Source organism: Kribbella alba (genome assembly GCF_039529635.1).
Lineage (GTDB): Bacteria > Actinomycetota > Actinomycetes > Propionibacteriales > Kribbellaceae > Kribbella > Kribbella alba.
Genome location: NZ_BAAANE010000001.1, coordinates 1 through 17,380, shown reverse-complemented (window position 1 = coordinate 17,380; position 17,380 = coordinate 1). Strand labels below are relative to the sequence as shown.

At 63.7% G+C, this 17,380-nt stretch carries 19 protein-coding genes and 1 pseudogene; 12 read left to right on the top strand and 8 right to left on the bottom strand.

The genetic code is table 11. The features are described from left to right. Positions 1-19: 19 nt before the first annotated feature. Positions 20-655 carry a DUF624 domain-containing protein gene (locus ABD210_RS00100; protein WP_344107170.1) on the bottom strand — a complete coding sequence of 212 codons (636 nt, stop codon included), beginning with the start codon at positions 653-655 and terminating at the stop codon, positions 20-22. 77 nt (positions 656-732) lie between these two features. On the opposite strand from ABD210_RS00100, the gene ABD210_RS00095 reads away from it, so the two are divergent. The 7 genes from ABD210_RS00095 to ABD210_RS00065 all read left to right on the top strand — a co-directional run bounded on the left by ABD210_RS00095 (position 733) and on the right by ABD210_RS00065 (position 7,315). Next, the gene (locus ABD210_RS00095) at positions 733-1,884 is read left to right on the top strand and encodes a substrate-binding domain-containing protein (protein ID WP_344107168.1); all 1,152 of its coding nucleotides are present in this window, start codon (positions 733-735) and stop codon (positions 1,882-1,884) included. 165 nt (positions 1,885-2,049) lie between these two features. Continuing rightward, positions 2,050-3,330, top strand: a complete 1,281-nt coding sequence (locus ABD210_RS00090) for an extracellular solute-binding protein (RefSeq protein ID WP_344107166.1) — start codon at positions 2,050-2,052, stop codon at positions 3,328-3,330. Continuing rightward, positions 3,327-4,271, top strand: coding sequence for a carbohydrate ABC transporter permease (locus tag ABD210_RS00085; protein ID WP_344107164.1), 945 nt, complete (start codon positions 3,327-3,329; stop codon positions 4,269-4,271). The genes ABD210_RS00090 and ABD210_RS00085 overlap by 4 nt, the downstream gene beginning before the upstream one ends. Continuing rightward, entirely contained in the window at positions 4,264-5,166 is a 903-nt protein-coding gene (locus ABD210_RS00080; protein ID WP_344107162.1) for a carbohydrate ABC transporter permease, read from the top strand. The genes ABD210_RS00085 and ABD210_RS00080 overlap by 8 nt, the downstream gene beginning before the upstream one ends. A 321-nt stretch (positions 5,167-5,487) precedes the next feature. Then, positions 5,488-5,619: a hypothetical protein gene (locus tag ABD210_RS00075; RefSeq protein WP_344107160.1), complete on the top strand. Its 132-nt coding sequence runs from the start codon at positions 5,488-5,490 to the stop codon at positions 5,617-5,619. A gap of 296 nt (positions 5,620-5,915) precedes the next feature. Next, the gene (locus ABD210_RS00070) at positions 5,916-6,731 is read left to right on the top strand and encodes a nitroreductase/quinone reductase family protein (protein WP_344107157.1); all 816 of its coding nucleotides are present in this window, start codon (positions 5,916-5,918) and stop codon (positions 6,729-6,731) included. 101 nt (positions 6,732-6,832) lie between these two features. Beyond that, entirely contained in the window at positions 6,833-7,315 is a 483-nt protein-coding gene (locus ABD210_RS00065; RefSeq protein ID WP_344107155.1) for a carboxymuconolactone decarboxylase family protein, read from the top strand. A gap of 73 nt (positions 7,316-7,388) precedes the next feature. Here ABD210_RS00065 and ABD210_RS00060 read toward each other — a convergent pair whose 3' ends face one another. From ABD210_RS00060 to ABD210_RS00045, 4 genes and pseudogenes are all read right to left on the bottom strand, one after another. Next, a complete protein-coding gene (locus ABD210_RS00060; RefSeq protein WP_344107153.1) occupies positions 7,389-7,994 on the bottom strand; it encodes a nucleotidyltransferase domain-containing protein in 606 nt (201 codons plus the stop codon). Between the two features lie 448 nt (positions 7,995-8,442). Continuing rightward, positions 8,443-8,793 carry a VOC family protein gene (locus tag ABD210_RS00055; RefSeq protein ID WP_344107150.1) on the bottom strand — a complete coding sequence of 117 codons (351 nt, stop codon included), beginning with the start codon at positions 8,791-8,793 and terminating at the stop codon, positions 8,443-8,445. A 130-nt stretch (positions 8,794-8,923) separates the two neighbouring features. Next, complete coding sequence (locus ABD210_RS00050; RefSeq protein ID WP_344107147.1) at positions 8,924-9,553, bottom strand: VOC family protein; 630 nt, start codon at positions 9,551-9,553, stop codon at positions 8,924-8,926. 570 nt (positions 9,554-10,123) lie between these two features. Beyond that, positions 10,124-11,535: pseudogene (locus ABD210_RS00045) on the bottom strand (IS1380 family transposase); the annotation flags it as partial. Between the two features lie 223 nt (positions 11,536-11,758). Between ABD210_RS00045 and ABD210_RS00040 the strand changes: the two are divergent. The 3 genes from ABD210_RS00040 to ABD210_RS00030 are packed head-to-tail and all read left to right on the top strand — an operon-like array spanning position 11,759 to position 14,447. Beyond that, positions 11,759-12,718: a thymidylate synthase gene (locus tag ABD210_RS00040; protein WP_344107144.1), complete on the top strand. Its 960-nt coding sequence runs from the start codon at positions 11,759-11,761 to the stop codon at positions 12,716-12,718. Positions 12,719-12,735: 17 nt separating this feature from the next. After that, a complete protein-coding gene (locus ABD210_RS00035; RefSeq protein WP_344107142.1) occupies positions 12,736-13,524 on the top strand; it encodes a hypothetical protein in 789 nt (262 codons plus the stop codon). Continuing rightward, positions 13,521-14,447, top strand: coding sequence for an alpha-glutamyl/putrescinyl thymine pyrophosphorylase clade 3 protein (locus ABD210_RS00030; RefSeq protein ID WP_344107140.1), 927 nt, complete (start codon positions 13,521-13,523; stop codon positions 14,445-14,447). Before ABD210_RS00035 ends, ABD210_RS00030 begins: the two co-directional genes overlap by 4 nt. Here ABD210_RS00030 and ABD210_RS00025 read toward each other — a convergent pair. The 3 genes from ABD210_RS00025 to ABD210_RS00015 form a co-directional block, all read right to left on the bottom strand. After that, complete coding sequence (locus ABD210_RS00025; RefSeq protein ID WP_344107137.1) at positions 14,428-15,522, bottom strand: ImmA/IrrE family metallo-endopeptidase; 1,095 nt, start codon at positions 15,520-15,522, stop codon at positions 14,428-14,430. The two genes, ABD210_RS00030 and ABD210_RS00025, sit on opposite strands and share 20 nt — an antisense overlap. Then, a complete protein-coding gene (locus tag ABD210_RS00020) occupies positions 15,515-15,844 on the bottom strand; it encodes a hypothetical protein (protein WP_344107134.1) in 330 nt (109 codons plus the stop codon). Before ABD210_RS00020 ends, ABD210_RS00025 begins: the two co-directional genes overlap by 8 nt. Positions 15,845-16,007: 163 nt before the next feature. Beyond that, positions 16,008-16,184, bottom strand: coding sequence for a hypothetical protein (locus ABD210_RS00015; RefSeq protein ID WP_344107131.1), 177 nt, complete (start codon positions 16,182-16,184; stop codon positions 16,008-16,010). 224 nt (positions 16,185-16,408) lie between these two features. On the opposite strand from ABD210_RS00015, the gene ABD210_RS00010 reads away from it, so the two are divergent. Together ABD210_RS00010 and ABD210_RS00005 are read left to right on the top strand one after the other, a co-directional pair. After that, positions 16,409-17,068, top strand: coding sequence for a DUF3631 domain-containing protein (locus ABD210_RS00010; protein ID WP_344107129.1), 660 nt, complete (start codon positions 16,409-16,411; stop codon positions 17,066-17,068). Then, positions 17,065-17,337 (top strand): excisionase family DNA-binding protein, encoded by a 273-nt coding sequence (locus ABD210_RS00005; protein WP_344107127.1) that lies wholly within the window; start codon positions 17,065-17,067, stop codon positions 17,335-17,337. The genes ABD210_RS00010 and ABD210_RS00005 overlap by 4 nt, the downstream gene beginning before the upstream one ends. The last annotated feature ends 43 nt before the right edge of the window (positions 17,338-17,380 follow it).

The following is a 17,380-nucleotide window of genomic DNA, read 5'->3' as shown; positions in this document are numbered from 1 at the left end:
TACGTCGGACCAGGAGTGCTCAGATTGACACGTCGTCCGGATCTTTTTTCGGCCGCCTGTCGGTGGTGCGCGAGATCCAGTACGCCAGCAGCGCGGGAACCAGGCCGGAACCCACCAGGAAGAGCGTCGGCAACTGGGAGAGCAGCGCGAACCAGGTGAGCAGCGCGATCACGCCGCCGGCGATCCCGAGCGAGTGCTGCAGCAGGAAGAGGTTGGCGGCGCGGAACAGGCTGCGCGGCGTGACGTCCTCGCCCGCCCGAGGGAGAACGGCCAGCGCGCTGAGGTAGAGCCCGACGATCATGCCGGTGAGGGGAATCAGGACGGCCAAGGCGGCGATCCGGATCGGCCCGCCCGTCTGGACCCAGAAGAGCAACCCGAACGCGAGGGCGATGCTCCCGGCGTACAGGCAGAGGCCGGCCAGCCAGAAGCGAGGGAAGGCCCACCTGAACTGCCGCCAGAACCGGCGCAGCAGCTGTGGGTGTTCCTGGCCGATCGCATCCGGCAGCACTCGCTGCAGCGCGAAAGCCGCCGGATAAAGCGTGACGACGCCGACGCTGAGCACCACGAACACCAGTTGCAGCATGAGCAGGTCGCCGACCATCGAGAGCTTCGACAGCACGACGTTGCTCCGGCCCATTCCTCCTGCGTCGCTCACCAAGAATCCTTCGCTTCGGCGGTCATGATCGTATGATCACAAACAATCACATCCAGACAACAGGCCCAGGGGACAGCATGCTTGCACCGGAGCGCCACGAGCTGATCCTGCGGAACCTGCGCCGGCACGGCCGGCTCCGGGTGGCCGAGCTGGCCGCAGAGCTCGGCGTCTCCGCGATCACAGTACGCCGGGACCTCGCCGAGCTGGACTCCGCCGGACTGCTCCGCCGGGTGCACGGGGGAGCCGTCGGGACCAGCGGGATCGGCCCGGGCGGCCCGGGCGGCCCGAGCGGCCCGAGCGGCATGGTGCAAAGCGTGATGGCCAAGAACGGGATGGCCGAGAACGGGATGGCCGAGAGCCAGCTCACGATCGGCATTGTCGTGCCGAGTTCCACGTTCTACTACACCGACGTGATCCGTGGCGCCGAGGCGATGGCAGACCGGTACGGCGCCCGCCTGGTGCTGGGGGTGTCCGGCTACGACGTGGCAGTGGAGCAGGAGCGACTCGAGAAGGTGCTCGGGATCGGCGTGACCGGGTTGCTCCTCAGTACCGCGCTGGGCGATGGCCGCGCGGGCGAATTGGGCCGCTGGCTGGATGACATCGACATACCGGTGGTCCTGATGGAGCGCGCGTTCGGGTTCCCGCACGTGGAGCACGAGTACGACCATGTCCGGACCGACCACGCGTACGGCGCGATGCTCGCGCTCAGGCATCTCGTCTCGCTCGGCCATCGCCGCATCGGCATCAACCTGAACGCGAGCGTCACCGCGCACTGGCTCCGGCAGGGCATCGCCGAGGCGGCCGGCAGCCTCGGGGTCGACCTGTTCGTCTCGCCGGTGGAACTGCCCGCGCGAGGTGAGGACGAGACCACCCTGGCCCAGTTGGACGCGTTCCTGGCCGAGTGCAAGGCGCATGGCGCCCGCGCGGTGCTGGTGCACTCCGACGAGCACGCCGCGCGGCTGGTAGAACGGGCGATGGAGCGAGGATTGCGCATCCCCGACGATCTCGCGGTCGTCGCGTACAACGACGAGACCGCCGCGCTGGCCGTAGTACCGCTGACTGCTATGTGCCCGCCCAAGCTGATGCTCGGTGGGACCGCCTGCGAACTCCTCCTCCGCAAACTTCGCGGCGCACCGGGCCGCGCGGCCGCGACGCAACACCTCAGCCTCCTGCCGGAACTCCGCGTCCGAGCCTCCTGCGGGGCTCTGGAGACCGCAGTCAGGCGGTAACTGCGCGTGGAACTCGGCTCCGTAGAGTTCCATCAATGATCGAATTTGATCATTCGAGCGCTGGGGTATTGACGGGGAAAGCCCTTTCCCATACTTTCGCTGCACTCGGTGGTCCGGTCGTCACGATCTGGCGGCCGACCCGCTCGGCAGCGAAGGAGTTCCCTTGTGAGACGTGGCGCCCGGAGTGGACTGGTGGTGCTGGCCGCGATAGTCGGCCTGGCCGCCAGCAGTTGTGGCAACGGGGTGATCGACAAGAGTACGGACGGCGTACCGCCCGCTGAGGCGACCGGTACGCTGCGCGTCCTGATCCCGTCGTTCCCGGCCAGCACCAAGGGCCGGGAGGCGTTCGACAAGGTCGTCCAGGACTTCCACCGGACCTACCCGAAGATGAAGGTCGAGCCCGACTTCGCGACGTACAACAACCTGAACGAGAAGATGTCGACCTCGATCGCGGCCGGCATCCCGTACGACGTGATGGTCACCGGTGTCGGCTGGATCCAGCCGTTCGCCTCCAAGCGGATCTTCACCGACCTGGCGCCGTACGGGGTGACTCCGGACGTGATCCGGGAGAAGAGCGTCGCCGCGATGATCCCGCCGGCCACCTACGACGGCAAGCTCTACGCCTATCCGCTGATCGCGGACGCTCGCGCGGTCGCGCTGCGGATCAGCGCCTTCAAGGAGGCCGGCCTCGATCCGGACAAGCCGCCGACCTCGCTGGCCGAGATCAAGGTGGCGGCCGAGAAGCTGACCAAGCGGGACGCCAGCGGCACCATCACCCGCAGCGGCTTCGACCTGGCCTCCGCGACCGGTTTCCGGCAGTCGTTCACCACCTTCCTGTCCTCCACCGGCACGATGCTCTACGTCAACGGCGAACCGAACTTCAACAACCAGCAGGGGCTGGAGACGTTGCTGTGGATCAAGTCGATGATCAACAACGTCCAGGCGTACGGTCAGCAGAACGCGGCGCAGCAGCCGCTGGTGCTGACCGGTGAAGCAGCGATGGGCATCGTCGGTGGCGCCGTGGACTGCTCGGACAAGGGCATCGGCCAGAAGAACTGCGATGACTTGAAGTACTTCCGCTTCGACAGCGGCAAGGAGATCGAGTACGTCGGGGGCGACCTGGCCTCGATCGGCTCGCGCAGCCGGCACAAGGATGCGGCCTGGGCCTTCATTCAGTCGCTCACCCAGCCGACCACGCTGGACGCGATCGCCAAGCTGAACAAGAAGCTCCCGGCCTACAAGGACGCCGGCAACTCGCCGCAGGCGAAGTCGAACCCGCTCAGCAAGTTCGTCGCCGACGGCCTGGTGCATGCGGTCAACGAGAACAGCCCGCCGGCCAACTGGCTCGAGATGCGCGGCAACTTCGACATCCAGCTCACCCAGGCGGTCCTCGGCCAGAAGGATCCCGCCAAGGTGCTGGCCAACCTGGCAGGACAGTCCCGATGAGCGCCACACTCGAACGCACCACGCCCGCAGTCGCCGCACCCCGCAAGGTCGCTCCGGCCAAGGACAGCCGCAAGCTGATCCGCAGCCAGGTTCGGGCCGGCTGGCTGCTGCTGTCGCCCGCCCTGCTGCACTCCGGGATCTTCATCGTGATCCCGGTGATCGCGGTGCTCGTGCTCAGCCTCACCGACTACAGCTTCGGTGACTCCTGGGCCTGGGTCGGCTTCGGCAACTACTCCGAGCTCATCCGGGACGTCGACTTCCAGGCCTCCCTGGTGAACACCGTCCTGTACGCCGTGATCGTGATCCCGCTGTCGATGGCGATCTCGCTGGCGGTGGCGATCGGGCTGAACCAGAAGATCAAGGCGATCGGGTTCTTCCGGACCGCGTTCTACATCCCGACGGTGACCGCGACGGTCGCGATCGCCACGATCTGGCTCTGGATCTACAACCCGGGCTCCGGTCTGGCGAACGGGTTCCTCAGCCTGTTCGGACTCGCGCCGAACCGCTGGCTGGCGGACCCGGCGACCGCGCTGCCGGCGCTGATGGTGGTCGGGATCTGGCAGGGGCTCGGGACGAAGATCATCATCTACCTGGCGGCGCTGCAGGGTGTCTCCCGCGACCTGCTGGAGTCGGCCGACCTGGACGGCGCGAACCGGTGGCAGCGGTTCGCCAACGTCACCTGGCCCGCCCTCGGCCCGGTCCAGTTCTTCGTCCTGATCACCTCGATCGTCGGCACCTTCCAGGTCTTCGACCTGGTCTACGTGATGACCAGGGGCGGCCCCGGCACCGAGACCCGGGTGCTCGTGCTGGACATCTACCAGAACGCGTTCCAGGACCTGAAGCTCGGCTACGCGTCCGCCGAGACCGTGATCATGATGATCCTGATCGCGCTCTTCATCAGCTTCGGACGCCTGCTCCAGAAGGCGGATACCAATGACTAGCGCAACGCTGCCCGCGGTCGCCGCCGGCAAGTCCTCGTCAGTCCGGCCCGGCCGGATCCTGCTGTACGTCGTCCTGACCGTTGGCGCGATGCTGATGATCACGCCGTTCCTCTGGATGATGCTGACCGCGTTCAAGAGCGACCTGGAGATCATGAAGTTCTCCTGGCTGCCCGGCGAACTGCGCTGGCACAACTTCACCGAGGCGATGCAGACGGCACCGTTCCTGCGGTACTTCCGGAACAGCCTGTTCATCGCCGTCGGCGAGACCGCGTTCACGCTGGCCGTCTGTACTACGGCCGGGTATGCGCTGGCGAAACTGCCGATCCGCGGTTCGAAGGCGCTGCTGAGCTACTTCATCCTGCTGCTGCTGGTCCCGTTCCAGATCATCCTGGTGCCGTTGTTCCTGATCGTGAAGTCGATCCCGCTGTTCGGCGGCAACAACATCCTCGGGCAGGGCGGGATCGGCTGGCTCAACTCGTGGTGGGGACTGATCATCCCGCTGGGCGCCGCGCCTCTGTTCACGTTCCTGGCGCGGCAGTTCTATGTCTCGATCCCGAACGAGCTGGCGCAGGCCGCCCGGGTGGACGGTCTCGGTGAGTTCGGGATCTTCTGGCGGATCATGACGCCGCTGATCAAGCCGGCCCTGATCACCATCTGCGTCTTCCAGATCGAGGCGGCCTGGAACGGATTCCTCTGGCCGCTGATGATCACCACGTCGGACGCGATGCGACCGCTCCAGCTGGGACTGGCGATCTTCGCGCAGAACCCGGCGGAGATCCAGTGGCCTTATCTGATGGCCGGTACGGCGTTGGCGACGTTGCCGATGATCGTGATGTTCGTCTTCGCTCAGAAGCGCTTCGTCGAGGGAATGGCGAACGTGGGAATCAAGGGCTGATGCTGGCTGGTCAGGGTGGCTGATCGGCACCCCTCCGACTGATCGGCCCCCACTGCAGGTGCTCGCCCCGCCCCGGGCGAGCACCTGCTGGGGCCCCCTCCACAACACCGGTGGTCCCGAAGAAACACCGGAGCGTCCACAAAGCCCCCCGGCTTGGTCGCTCACCCCTTTATCGTCACAACCTGGGGACCGTTACAGGTTTCTTCGGTTCTTTTGGCGGATTTCTTCATGCTTTCCCGTCCAGGCAGGCGATCTCGGGCATTTCTGCTACCGATCGAACCCGACTGTTGACTATCCGTAGCGATTCTCTTCCGAAAAGTCGTGCTTTCGGATTGCGCCGCGGTTCGGTCGGTCCACTACAACGATGCCTGGTCCATCCCCCGCGACGGCCCCGGCTACACGTGGACCACCGACAACCCGCTCGCAGCCAAGGAAAACCAACTGATCACCTGATGTAGACCTCGCTGCCGCTCGGCCGCTTGAGTACGAATTCGCGAGTGTCTGGCTGCACCCCGATCGTTTATGCTTCACAGGTGACTGCCGGGTCGGCCTTGGGCCAAGATCATGTTAGGTACCCGGCTGCGCTCTGAGCGCCGGCAGGGCCGCTAGAGGCCCGCCTTCCCCTTTGACTACGCGTGTTTGGCGCATCGCCTTAGCGCCGCTATACCTGCCGTGCACCCTCGGTGGGTCCTCCATCCCGCAGGGCTCTGCGGGCACTTTGTCATGCCAGCTGCGCCGGAAAGAAGAGAATGCTGAACGATTTCACGCAACAGATCATCAAGGAGTTCCGCGCCAATGCCGGCCAGGTCGGCGGCCCCTTCGACGGAGCCCGACTGCTTCTGCTCACCACCACCGGCGCCCGCTCCGGCGCGTTGCACACAACCATCCTCGGCTACTACCCCGACACGGCCGGCCGCGTACTCGTCGTAGGCTCCGCGGGCGGCGGCCCCAAACACCCCGACTGGTACTACAACCTCCTCGCCAATCCCGGAGTCACCGTAGAAACCGGCCTCTTCACCTACGAGGCAACTGCCCTCGTACTGCGGGACGCCGAGCGCGACGAGATCTTCACCCGCCTGGCCGAGGTAGATCCCGGCTGGGCCGAATACCAAGCCAGAACCAACCGAACCCTCCCGGTGGTCGCCTTGACACCCGCAACCATCGGCCCTCCGAGCGCCGGCTCCTTCGCCGAGACCCTCAAACAGATCCACAACGCCTTCCGCCGCGAACTCGCCTTGATCCGCAAGGAGTTCGCCTCCTCGGGCCCTTCCCTGGGCGCCCAACTCCGCATCAACTGCCTGACTCTCTGCCAGGGTCTCCATTTCCACCACACCGGCGAAACCGCAGGCCTGTTCCCCTCCCTACTGACCCGTCACCCCGACCTCGCGCCCACCATCACCCGTCTCCAATCCGAGCACGACCAGATCGCCAATCTCTTGGACGACCTCCAACACCTCGTATCGACGTCCACCCCCTCCGCGTCCCTTCCCAAACTCGACGAACTCGTCGATCGACTGAACGCCCATCTCGACCACGAAGAAGCCCAACTCCTCCCGCTGCTCTGACGCGACGAAGGGAGACGGGCATCACATCGGCTGGGTGTCACGTTCTGGCCGGGCGGTTTTGTCAATCGGGTGTAACCACAAGCACAGCAAGGGAGATCACCGTGGACGCCCGTCTCAACTACCTCGGCAACCCGCTCGCGGCCAAGTTCGTGAAGCACATCGTCTCGGCCAGCAAGGTCGTGACCGAGTCGGCACTGCCGGCTGCGACGCTGGAACTGGTGGCGCTCCGTGTAAGCCAGATCAACGGCTGCGCCTACTGCATCGACATGCACACGAAGGACGCCGCCAAGGCGGGGGAAACCTCGTTCCGACTCAACCTGGTGGCGGCTTGGCGGGAAGCGACGGTCTTCACCGAGGCCGAGCGTGCCGCCCTGGAGCTGGCCGAGCAGGGGACCCGCATCGCCGACGCAACTGGTGGGGTTTCCGACGAGGTCTGGGCCAACGCCGCCAAGCACTACGACGATGACCAGCTCACCGCCTTGGTATCCCACATTGCCCTGATGAACACCTTCAACCGCATGAACGTCATCACTCAGCAGCCCGCCGGGGACTACCAGCCCGGCCAGTGGGACAGCCACAGCTGACCCGCCGCGCAGGAACTGCCCGGGCGGCTCGTTGCGGAGCCGCCCGGGCAGCCGGCGTACCGGCGTACGGGTTTCAGCTGGACCGAACTCTGAGGGCAGGCAGCCACGGGTGGTCCGGATATCCCGGGACGATGTGCTCGATGAGCCATTGCCGGCGTGCGGCGTCGAGCAGGTGGTGGACGTCGGTGAAGTCCGCGTCGTCCTTCGGGCGCAGGTTTCGCGATTTGTAGAGCAAGACAATCTCTGGCGCCAGGTATGGAATCCCTTGTGGGGAACGCAGTGTGATCTCGGTGAGGCTCTTGCGTAGCGTGCCGCGGCCGCGGTGGTAAACCCACTCGTCGCCGTCCGCTGCACCTAGCAGAATCTGCACCGGAGTACCGCACTCGTTGTCTGGAAAGACGAGCGCATGGGGCCCGGGCGTCAGGTTCTCACCGTCTGCCCATCGCCGTTGCTCGCCGGTCTCGGCAAACTGCAGAACCGGCCGTGGCCCGGTGAACGTTTCCGCTACTACCTCGAGATCACGAGCAAGAACCAGTACGTCGACATCGCCATGCGGTCGGCGTACTCGTCGGGCAAACAGGTCGAGCGCCCACCCACCGGCCACCCAATACGGCCGCGGGTAACCCTCGAAGAGACCCTTGGCAGCCAGCAGTTCCACGGCTTGATCGATCGCTTCCATAACAGCTCCTCCGCATCAGACCAATGCGGTGAGCCCCGTCAGGTTCAGGGCCGCTGGATTTCACAGCGAGGCAGCACCACGTGAATGTCACGCATGTGCACCACCTCCTTCAGGCCCTGAACCTTCGGCCATACCTTAGCGATCTCCGCCCCAGCCCGCCGCTGATTTTCACGAAGATGAGCTCCAGACGCTCGTCGGGAAACGCGGTGCTGTTCATCGACACCTCAAGACGATCGCCGGCGGCGAGGAACGGGCCGTCCGTGGTCAGGGTCTTGCCGCCTTCGACCCGTACGGTGGTTCTCGGAGCCGTGTTCAGGCAGGCGGTCTTGACGTTCGTGACGCCTGGACTCCACGTCGGTCGATTGGTCGCGAACGGCGATGAACCTTGGCGAATGAGACGGAAACTGAGACGAAGACTTGGAGGAGTCCGGCCCGCGGCTGCGCGCTCCTAGCCGTTTGCTGCGACACCGACTTTGTGACCGTGGATGTCGGCGAAGACGCCGAAGGTCGTGCCCGGCACCTGTTGCGTCGGCTGAATGATCTTCCCGCCGAGCTCTTCGGCTTTCGTCAATGTTGCTGCCACGTCTTCGACGCCGACAAAGAAGAGAACCTCGTCCTCCGCGCCTTGTCGCGGACCGATCGCCACATACGGACCGCCCTCGGCGCCCGTGTCGATGAAGGTGTAGCCCGGGAACGCGCCTTCGGACGCGACTTTCCAGCCGAAGAGGTCCGCGAAGAACCTGCGGGTGGCGTCGGGGTCCTCGGACCGGATCTCGGTGTGAACAACGGGATGGGACATCGTGACTCCTTGCGATTCTGGTTGCCTGTGGTACCTACCTGACGATCAATGGACCATCGAATCGACAACCTGATGTTCACCCTGAGCGGCGCGAGAGGTCCTCTGGCCACGCTGAGTCGACGAGCGGTCTCTACGCGCGGCCGACCCAGGTGGCCACGCACGCCTCATTGCCCTCGGCATCGGCCAGCACCCACCACATCGGCGCGTGCGCGTCTGAGACCAGCCGGCCGCCCGCGGCCAGGGCGGCGGAGATCCGGGCCTCGGCCTGATCGTGGGGGACGGCGACATCGAGGTGCATGCGGTTGCGCTGTGGGCGCGCCGCATCCATTTGCTGCAACCCGAAACCTGGGGCGCGGCGCAACGGGTCGAACAGGTAGTCGTCGCCGATCTGGCCGTAACCAAGCAGCGCCCGCCAGAACGGCAGCACGTCCGCGCCGACGAGTGCGTCGAGGGTGACGTTGACGACCTGCACGGCGGTCGGGTCGGCGGGGATGTCCAGTTCTTTGGCGGCGGCAGAGATCCGGCGGGCCAGCGCGATGTCGCGCAGCCCCATGGACACCGTGACACCGGCCGACCGCAGATCGACACTGAGGTACTGCTCTTCGACCTCCCCGGTGAGCAGGCCGATCTCATCGACGAACGCGATGCCCCTAGCCAGCGAGCCGGTCCGGAAGTGGGCCGAGACCAAGTGGTAAAGCGAGCGCCAGTCCTCAACCCCATCGGCCGCGTGGAACTCCCGGGCCCCGATCTGCTGGCTCATGCCGGCGAACCTAACATCGGCGGCGCGATGCATGCTCGGGCAGCCACATCAGCAACCGGCCCGGCCGCTGATGCGGCCGGGCCGGTTCAACTTCGTCTCTGCAAGCGACCACATGATGCACTTGAGCAGTGGAAGGCTGATCGGGTGGCCGCTCGGAGAGTGGCGGAGGATACGAGATTCGAACTCGTGAGGAGTTGCCCCCAACAGGCTTTCCAACTCCGCCCGGCCGTGTTCGCCGTAGGTCAAACAGGCTTCGCCAGCGGAACGGCAGGACTCGATCTGGTTCGCGAACGCCAGCGAATGAGACCGCAACTAAGACCACCGCTCACCCTGCCGCTCGCCCACCAGCCACCCGGCAGTTCCAGGCTGCATCGTTGGGCTCCGCGACGCGCGGCGAGCTTCCTAGCCCCGGTCTTTCAGTAGGGCGTTGATCGTGTGGTCGGGCGGTTGTTTCGGCTGCTGGTGTTGTTGTTGGGTTGGTGGGCAGGGCGGTGTTGCCGGCTTGCTCGTGCCGGCTGCTCTGGGTCCTTGGTGGTGGATGGTCGGGGGTTGGTCTTCTCGGGTGCGCAGCGGCTGGGGTAGGGCTGCGAGCCGGGCGGATGCGGCGGCGAGTTCGTGGCGCCAGGGCCAGTGGTCGGTGATCCGGACGAAGAGTTTGCGTTGTCCGCGGGTGATGCGGGCGGCGACGTGCAGAAGCCGGTAGCGCAGGGTTTTCGGTTCGGCCTTGGCCAGGTCGCCGGTGAGCAGGGTGGTCTGTGCCCAGGCGATCAGGTCGGCCGCGACCATCGCGAGTTCGAGCCAGGTGGCGTTGATGTCGAAGTGTCGGGACGGGAACCGGCCCAGGTCGGTGGCCTTGCGCGGCTCGGATCCGGTCCTCGACGCGGGCGTGGGCGCGGTGCCGGGCCTCGAGGTGGGTGAGCTGGCCGAGGGGGTGCGTCGGTGGCGAAGGCCTGGTAGCGCAGTCCGTGGTCTTGGTCGAACAGCGACAACTGCGCGCCGGGGTGTGGGCGTTCACGGCGCACGATCACCCGCATCCCATCCGGCCGCCCGCGGCGGCCAGCCCGGGCAGGAACCCGGTCAGCTCGGCGACCTCGGCGCCGTCGCGCGGGTCCCCGTCGGCCTCGATCGCGGGCAGCCACGCCCAGGTCGGCAGGGCGTCGATGGCGGCCTTGACCGGCTCGGTCATCGTGAACCCGACCGAGAACTCGGCCTGCACACCTCGGTCCCGCAAGGACCGGATGTGGGCCAGGAACTCCTTGGAGCATCCCGCGCCGTCGGCCCGGACCAGGATCGGCACGCCGTGGCGGTGGGCGTCAGGGATCTGGGCCAGCGCGTCGTCCAAGACGGTGATGTGGTCGGCGGCGGTGTTCGCGCCGGCGTTGCCCGGCCGAAGCCGACCGGCCAGCGCCTCGCCGGTGTTGTCCAGCCAGCACAACACCGAGTGGTAGCCAAACCCGCCCTTGAAATTCGCTGCCGCACCCCCCTTGTCCGAGTGCGCCTCCTGCAACGTGGCGTCCAGGTCGACCACCACACCCCGGCAACACACGACCTGCAGCCATCGCGCCCGGCAGACCACGCCCGGAATCGTCGCGCTGCAACCACAACCGCTCCCGGGCAAGCGCCCTGGCCTGACGCAGCGCGGCACGCAGCGAGTCGTCGACAGCGTCGAGAACCCGCCACCCGGTCGGGGTCGAGGCGACCGGGCCGAACAGGTCAGGCTGGCCGCGCAGCACGGCCAGATCGCTGATCGCCTCGCCACCATCGGCCAGCATCACCGCAACATCGACCAGCACCCGGCCCGGATCGTGACCCGAACGACGCTGCCGCAGCGGCGCCACCGCGTCACTGAACTCCGCGGTCAACCCACACACCTCGGCCAGGTCGGCCAGCAACCGTGACCCCGCATCCGAGGCGACACCCCGCCCATCGGACGTCACCACAACCCTCGGGCGCGGTCGCTGTGACAAATGAAATATGGTCAGGCGCTCCGTCCGCCTGGCCGAAGAAACATCGATGCATCAATGCAGGCGTCCTCCTCGTGACGTTGAGCAACTATAGATGACCTAATGTCCCTGAGGGCCGCCGGGTCACGACACGCCGCTATCAAGTTGTGCTGCTTCTCCCGTTTCTGGGTCGATGGGCATATCATCACTTCAAGGAATTGAACCAGCATATTATCCGCGCTACCCGAATGGGAGGAGTGGCATGGTTATCGTACTTCGAGCTGATACGCTCGATGACCTCCTGCGCGAGGCAATTGAAACAATCTTGAACGATGGCGAGCTAACGAACCCCACAAAAGGTCCTGCGTTGGATGTATGTGGCGCTGTGCTAACGCTCGATAATCCGTTGGCGCGGCTTAGTCGGAGCGAAGGCAGGGGGCGTCTGTTCAGTTCCCTTGGGGAACTATGCTGGTATCTGTCCGGGCATAATGATCTAAGTCATATCGCTTATTATATTTCCACCTACTCTAAGTTTGCTGAAGAAGGCGTAATCCATGGAGGGTACGGTCCCCGTCTATTCGCCTTCGATGGGATCAACCAGGTCGAATATGTCGTGAATACCCTGCGAAAAAAGCCGTCCAGTCGCCGGGCCGTGATTCAGTTGTTCGATCACTCGGATGTCGCAGAGCATCATGAAGATGTGCCCTGCACTTGTACGATGCAATTTCTCATTCGGGGAAACAAACTGCAGTTGCTCACATATATGCGCTCAAGTGACACATGGCTCGGACTTCCGCACGACGTGTTCTGCTTTACGATGCTCCAGGAGCTTATAGCGCGGTCGTTGTCGTTGCCTGTCGGCTCCTATACGCACTTCACGGGCAGTCTCCATCTGTATCAAAGGAATATCTCTGCCGCCAAAGCATTTCTTGCCGAGGGGTGGCAGTCGACCCAGTCGCAAATGCCTGAGATGCCCCAAGGGGACCAATGGGCGGCCGTCGAGAAGCTGATCCATACAGAGGAACTGCTCAGATCTGGCGATGGGCTGGTTCCTGAGATGCTAGATGGATCTCCGTACTGGGCTGACGTGGCGCGACTTCTCGCAATATATGCCTTAGTTAAGCAGCGCAAAGTTGGTGATGTTGCTGCTATCGGGGAGACAATGGACAACTCGATCTACGATGTCTTTATTCAAGATAAGCTGGAAAACATAGTGAGGTAGAGAAGATGTATTCGGCTATGTCGACGTTTATCGATCGCTTGGATTCGGGGCGCGTCGGCGGGACAAGCGTCATTCCATGGAGCTGTCCGGTTCCCTTCTTTGGTGATCTTAAAACGGCTAGAATTGCTACAGTTGGCATCAATCCAAGCAATCGAGAGTTCGTTGATTCGCGAGGCTTCGAGCTTGATGATTCAGATAGAAGGTTGCCGACCTTGAAATCGCTCGACTGCGAGCGATGGGCGGAGGTCAACGGCTCGCATCTCCGTGACATGGTCAATGCATGCCGTCGCTACTTCCGCACCAACCCCTATGATCGTTGGTTTAGAATTTTGGAAGAGGTTCTGAAGCCGAGCGGCGCCACCTTCTATGGTGCGCACTCGACGGCTTGCCATCTTGACCTCGTTCCCTATGCCACATCCAACAAATGGGGAAGTCTTCCGCCTGGTGAGCAACGGCTGTTGTTGAGCGAAACGTATGATGCTCTGGGACTACTTCTGCGTAATTCAGATATCGGAGTTCTTGTCTTAAATGGCCGATCCGTTGTCAAGCACTTCGAATTGATGACTGGTTGCAGCCTTGAGGTTGAATGGCGGGATGACTGGTCATTGCCGCGTGGTAAGGCGGCCGCCGTCCCGGGGTACGCCTATACGGGCTCGGTTGAGGTCATCGGCGGTGTCCGATTGCTTGAACCAATACGGGTACTTGGGTACAACCACAACCTGCAGAGCAGCTTTGGGGTTACATCAGATGTCATATCCCGAATTGGTGCATGGGTTGGCAAGTCTGCGCAATTGGATACAGCGTGAGACCCGCCGATAGGGTAGAGGCGGATAGGCTCCTTGCGTGTCTCGATCGCTTTGAAAACGAGAGATATCCACTTCCGGGGATAAAGTCACCCGCGACTCGGGATGTCCTGGTCGAGCAGATAATCGATAGCGAGCGACGCAATAGATACATTCAGCGTCTTCGTCAGATGGAGCTTTCACCTGCCGGGGCGGATCCAGCCAGTGATGCGTTCGACCCGCTCAAGGCGGCAATCCTGAACGATCGCGGCGGCAATTTCGAGGAAGCCTGCTGGATGGTCTTCTTGTATGTGCACTTCGGTAAGCACCTACGGGCAGAGTGGAGGTATGCCCGCGAAGTGTATGGAAAGCTTGGCCAAGGTGGGCGGTGGGATTGGGTGAGCGTGGTGGCCGATACAGGCGAGTTTCGGCGGTGGCTGGATGATAATAGGGCGGAGCTACAGCGGCCGGGAGTCCCCCGTGGATTTGGAAACCATAGAAAGTATGAGAGTCTGGCCGGCTCGACGCGTTCTGGAACTGGGGAAGTGGTGTCCACGTATGTTCAATGGGTAGTGGCCGCGGGTTCCCATGCGGACCTGTTCGGCGCTGTGGAGGAGTTGGAGCCGACGGCGGGATTCGACGCTCTTTACAGATCGATGGCGAGGGTTAGCCGCTTTGGTCGTGTCGCGCGCTTTGACTATCTGTCCTTAGTTAGCAAGCTAGAACTCGCCAACATCGTGCCGGCTCATACCTATCTCGTAGGAGCTACTGGCCCGCTTTACGGGGCGCAGCTGCTACTCGGGCGTTCGAAGGGTCTAAGTAGCCGAGAGTGCCAGGACGGTATTGAGGAGTTGGAGGAATACCTCAAGGTCGGTCCGGATGTCTTGGAGGACTCGCTATGTAATTGGCAGAAGAGCTCGGCGACGTTTAGGCACTTTCGAGGTTAGATCCGTTCCATCGGTATCGTCGCTTTAGGCTATTAAGCTGATCATATCCAAGTATCCCATTGTGCTGAAGTTGCCCGACTATAACCCCTGGCGCGACGCCACCTGCTCTGCCTACTCGGATAACATCTCTTGTGGTTATGCGCCTACTTGGCAGCATTTCAAGCAAAGATCGCGGGCAGAGAATATCTTCCGCGAACTTGTCAGCCTCGCGCTCAGCATCTGATGCGGCCGGACTCTCGGGCGCCAATTCATCGACGAATACCAGACCAGGATCGTGCAGGAGGGCGTGTGCTGCCTCGTGGAAGAAGGTGAACCAGAGGTGATCGTCCGATCGGTGTCGACCGCTTAGGACAAGGAGTGGATTGCCGGACTCCAGGCGTCGTGCCACCCCGCTCGCCGGACAACCTTGAGGGCTGCGGACCAGGACAATCGCAACGCCCGCGCTCGCACACAGCGACGTGAGTGCAGGCAGGAAGACGGCCGGATCCTTCTCCCTGGTCAGACTCTTGGCGTCAGCCAGTGCATCTCGGAACCTAACTGGGTTCCACCGCTCAACGTTGAGGTGCTGGGCTTCGACCTCGCCTTGGCGAAGCCAAACCGCAACTGCTGCTGCGTCCGTTCGGATCTTTGGTGAGGTTCGGAATTTGGCGGTTGCGAGCATCGACCCGTAGGTGTCGTTCCACGTGCGGAGATCGGGGACGCCGAAGAAATGCAAGGAGGCATCGAGGCGCTCATGCCAGTCAGAGGTTTTCGGCAGCCAGCCAAGTTTTCGCATCTCTGCTGTAGGCAAAGATTCCGCCCACCGGTCGGCCTTGACACGATCCAGATCGTCTCTGTACTGCGCATCACGAGACATCCAGAACTGAGTAGTGGCCCCGATGGTGTCGGCAAGTCGTCGGCCAAGTTCGAGCGAGATCGGTTCAGCACCATCAAGGAGTCCGGAGGCGCGTTCCGGTGAGCACGCCATCATGTCTGCAAACTGGGTCAGGGATAGACCGCGCTCGACCAGAGCCTCTCGGATTGTGTCGCCTGGGGGGGAGGCCCAACGCGGGGCGAACGTCGCGTTGCTAGGCATCGCTCTCGCTCCTCTCGATCGTGAGGATCTTCAGGCGGCGAACACGCTGCCAATCTACTGCGCCGGCGGCCTGTAGGGGGCATGTTCGGTGATTCGCCGCACAGGTGAGCACATAGTTGGCTGCGAGCGTCATCCGCACGAGGGGCGCCGTGGAGTCAAAATCGGGTCGGCCAACAACCAGATCAAGCACCGAGTCTGCTGCATGCAGATCTGCCAGACGCCGTTTGAGTGCATCGACAACCTCTCCTGGCAGCTTCTCTGCGGCGACGTCGTCCTCTTCGCAGAGGGTTCTGAGCGCGCGGGTCTCGAATGCAAGCTCCATCGCTAGGCAATGTGCTTAGGGGGAACTGTCCACCGCACCCGGATCATGCGTCCGCACCCGTCCTTTCCAGGGGTCACCAGCTGGCTGCGAGTCAGCGTACCGATTTGGTCTTAGATCCGCCCGTCTGGGGCCACAATTGCCCCTGCGTCAATGCGGGGTCTGGCTATCGCGCCAGGTGGCGTTGCATCGCGGCGACGCGGTCGCAGCGGATATGGTCGTTCAGGTAGAGCAGTCTCATGACATTGGCGTACTGCTTAGCCAGGGCGGCCGGCGCTGTACGGGAGTCGATGTCAAAGCCGTCGCGGATCACGAGCGCTTGGTATTGCCTCTGGTTGCTCATGTCTTGGATCTCAGGTTCTGCCGTTCGAGTTGGCGATATCTGCGGGTCGACATTCGAGGGAGGATCCAGCCTCTGGCTAGGTATGCCTCGACGCACCACGGGAGGATCTGGCTGACGCCGCGAGGGTCGTAGCGGTCTGGGTGTGCGCTGTTGCGCCGATCCAGCGTTTCGATTCGCAGTGCCCAACGGCGTAGTTCGCGGTCTCGGGTGTTCCGTGTCTTCATGTGGCTGGCTCTAGTCTTCGAGCCACTCGGCGCCTGCTGTGTCGCGGTGGTAGCCCTTGTGGTCGCCCAGGAGGCAGACGCGGCCGGTCATCGGGTTGCGGCCGTCGCAAGCCGGCTGTCGTGCTCACTAGCGATCGTGATGCGGGGGAGGAGGGATCACTACACACCCGTCTGTTGGCTGACTGCCGGATCGCGTTCCAGGACGCCGACGCGCTGCCTACGGCAGCACTGCTCGACCGGCTCAAATCCGATCCGGAGGCGCCCTGGGCAACCCACGGACCCAACGGGCTGACTCCGATGAAGATGGGCAACCTGCTGCGCGACTTCGAGATCCGCAGCGCGAACATCCGGTTCACCACCGGACAGGCCAAGGGCTACGCCCGCAGCGATTTCACCGATGCATGGAACCGGTACTGCCCCGAGCCGAAGGCTGCCGATGGGGAAGGCGTCCCAGCCGTCCCAGGCGTCCCTTCGCAGGTCAGCACGGGGACAGCTTCAACCCCTGGGACGGCTCAAGCCGTCCCAACCACTCAAGCCGTCCCGGCTCTGACCAGGGAAGTTACGGCTGGGACGTCTGGGACGGCTTGGGGTCCGAGGGGTGTCCGATCAGTTTCCAGCGATGCCATCGCTGAGCCGCCGGCCATCTGGGAGAGCGCATGACCGAACCCCGCAACGCGACCACCAGCGACAGCACCGCAGAGCAGAGGAGAACGGCAATGACTAGCGCTCTTGAAGCAGTCGATTCCCTGCGGCAGGTGTCCGATAAGCCAGCGCCCTTGCTGCTCACGGTCGAGGCGGCGGCTGCACGTCTTGGGATCGGCCGGACCTTCGCGTACGCGATCGTCAAGTCTGGCGAGCTGGAGTCCGTCCCCGTGGGCCGCCTGCGGCGAATCCCGGCCGAGTGCATGTCGACGGCAGGTGAAAACTGACCCCTAGGCGGCGACTGAAAACTGACCCCTTCGGAAGATGCTG

Excerpts from the sequence above, each read along its gene's own strand:
- ABD210_RS00095 (WP_344107168.1), top strand. The coding sequence starts at position 733 with ATGCTTGCACCGGAGCGCCACGAGCTGATCCTGCGGAACCTGCGCCGG.
- ABD210_RS00085 (WP_344107164.1), top strand. The coding sequence starts at position 3,327 with ATGAGCGCCACACTCGAACGCACCACGCCCGCAGTCGCCGCACCCCGC.
- ABD210_RS00080 (WP_344107162.1), top strand. The coding sequence starts at position 4,264 with ATGACTAGCGCAACGCTGCCCGCGGTCGCCGCCGGCAAGTCCTCGTCA.
- ABD210_RS00070 (WP_344107157.1), top strand. The coding sequence starts at position 5,916 with ATGCTGAACGATTTCACGCAACAGATCATCAAGGAGTTCCGCGCCAAT.
- ABD210_RS00060 (WP_344107153.1), bottom strand. The coding sequence starts at position 7,994 with ATGGAAGCGATCGATCAAGCCGTGGAACTGCTGGCTGCCAAGGGTCTC.
- ABD210_RS00055 (WP_344107150.1), bottom strand. The coding sequence starts at position 8,793 with ATGTCCCATCCCGTTGTTCACACCGAGATCCGGTCCGAGGACCCCGAC.
- ABD210_RS00050 (WP_344107147.1), bottom strand. The coding sequence starts at position 9,553 with ATGAGCCAGCAGATCGGGGCCCGGGAGTTCCACGCGGCCGATGGGGTT.
- ABD210_RS00040 (WP_344107144.1), top strand. The coding sequence starts at position 11,759 with ATGGTTATCGTACTTCGAGCTGATACGCTCGATGACCTCCTGCGCGAG.
- ABD210_RS00035 (WP_344107142.1), top strand. The coding sequence starts at position 12,736 with ATGTCGACGTTTATCGATCGCTTGGATTCGGGGCGCGTCGGCGGGACA.
- ABD210_RS00025 (WP_344107137.1), bottom strand. The coding sequence starts at position 15,522 with ATGCCTAGCAACGCGACGTTCGCCCCGCGTTGGGCCTCCCCCCCAGGC.
- ABD210_RS00020 (WP_344107134.1), bottom strand. The coding sequence starts at position 15,844 with ATGGAGCTTGCATTCGAGACCCGCGCGCTCAGAACCCTCTGCGAAGAG.
- ABD210_RS00015 (WP_344107131.1), bottom strand. The coding sequence starts at position 16,184 with ATGAGCAACCAGAGGCAATACCAAGCGCTCGTGATCCGCGACGGCTTT.
- ABD210_RS00005 (WP_344107127.1), top strand. The coding sequence starts at position 17,065 with ATGACCGAACCCCGCAACGCGACCACCAGCGACAGCACCGCAGAGCAG.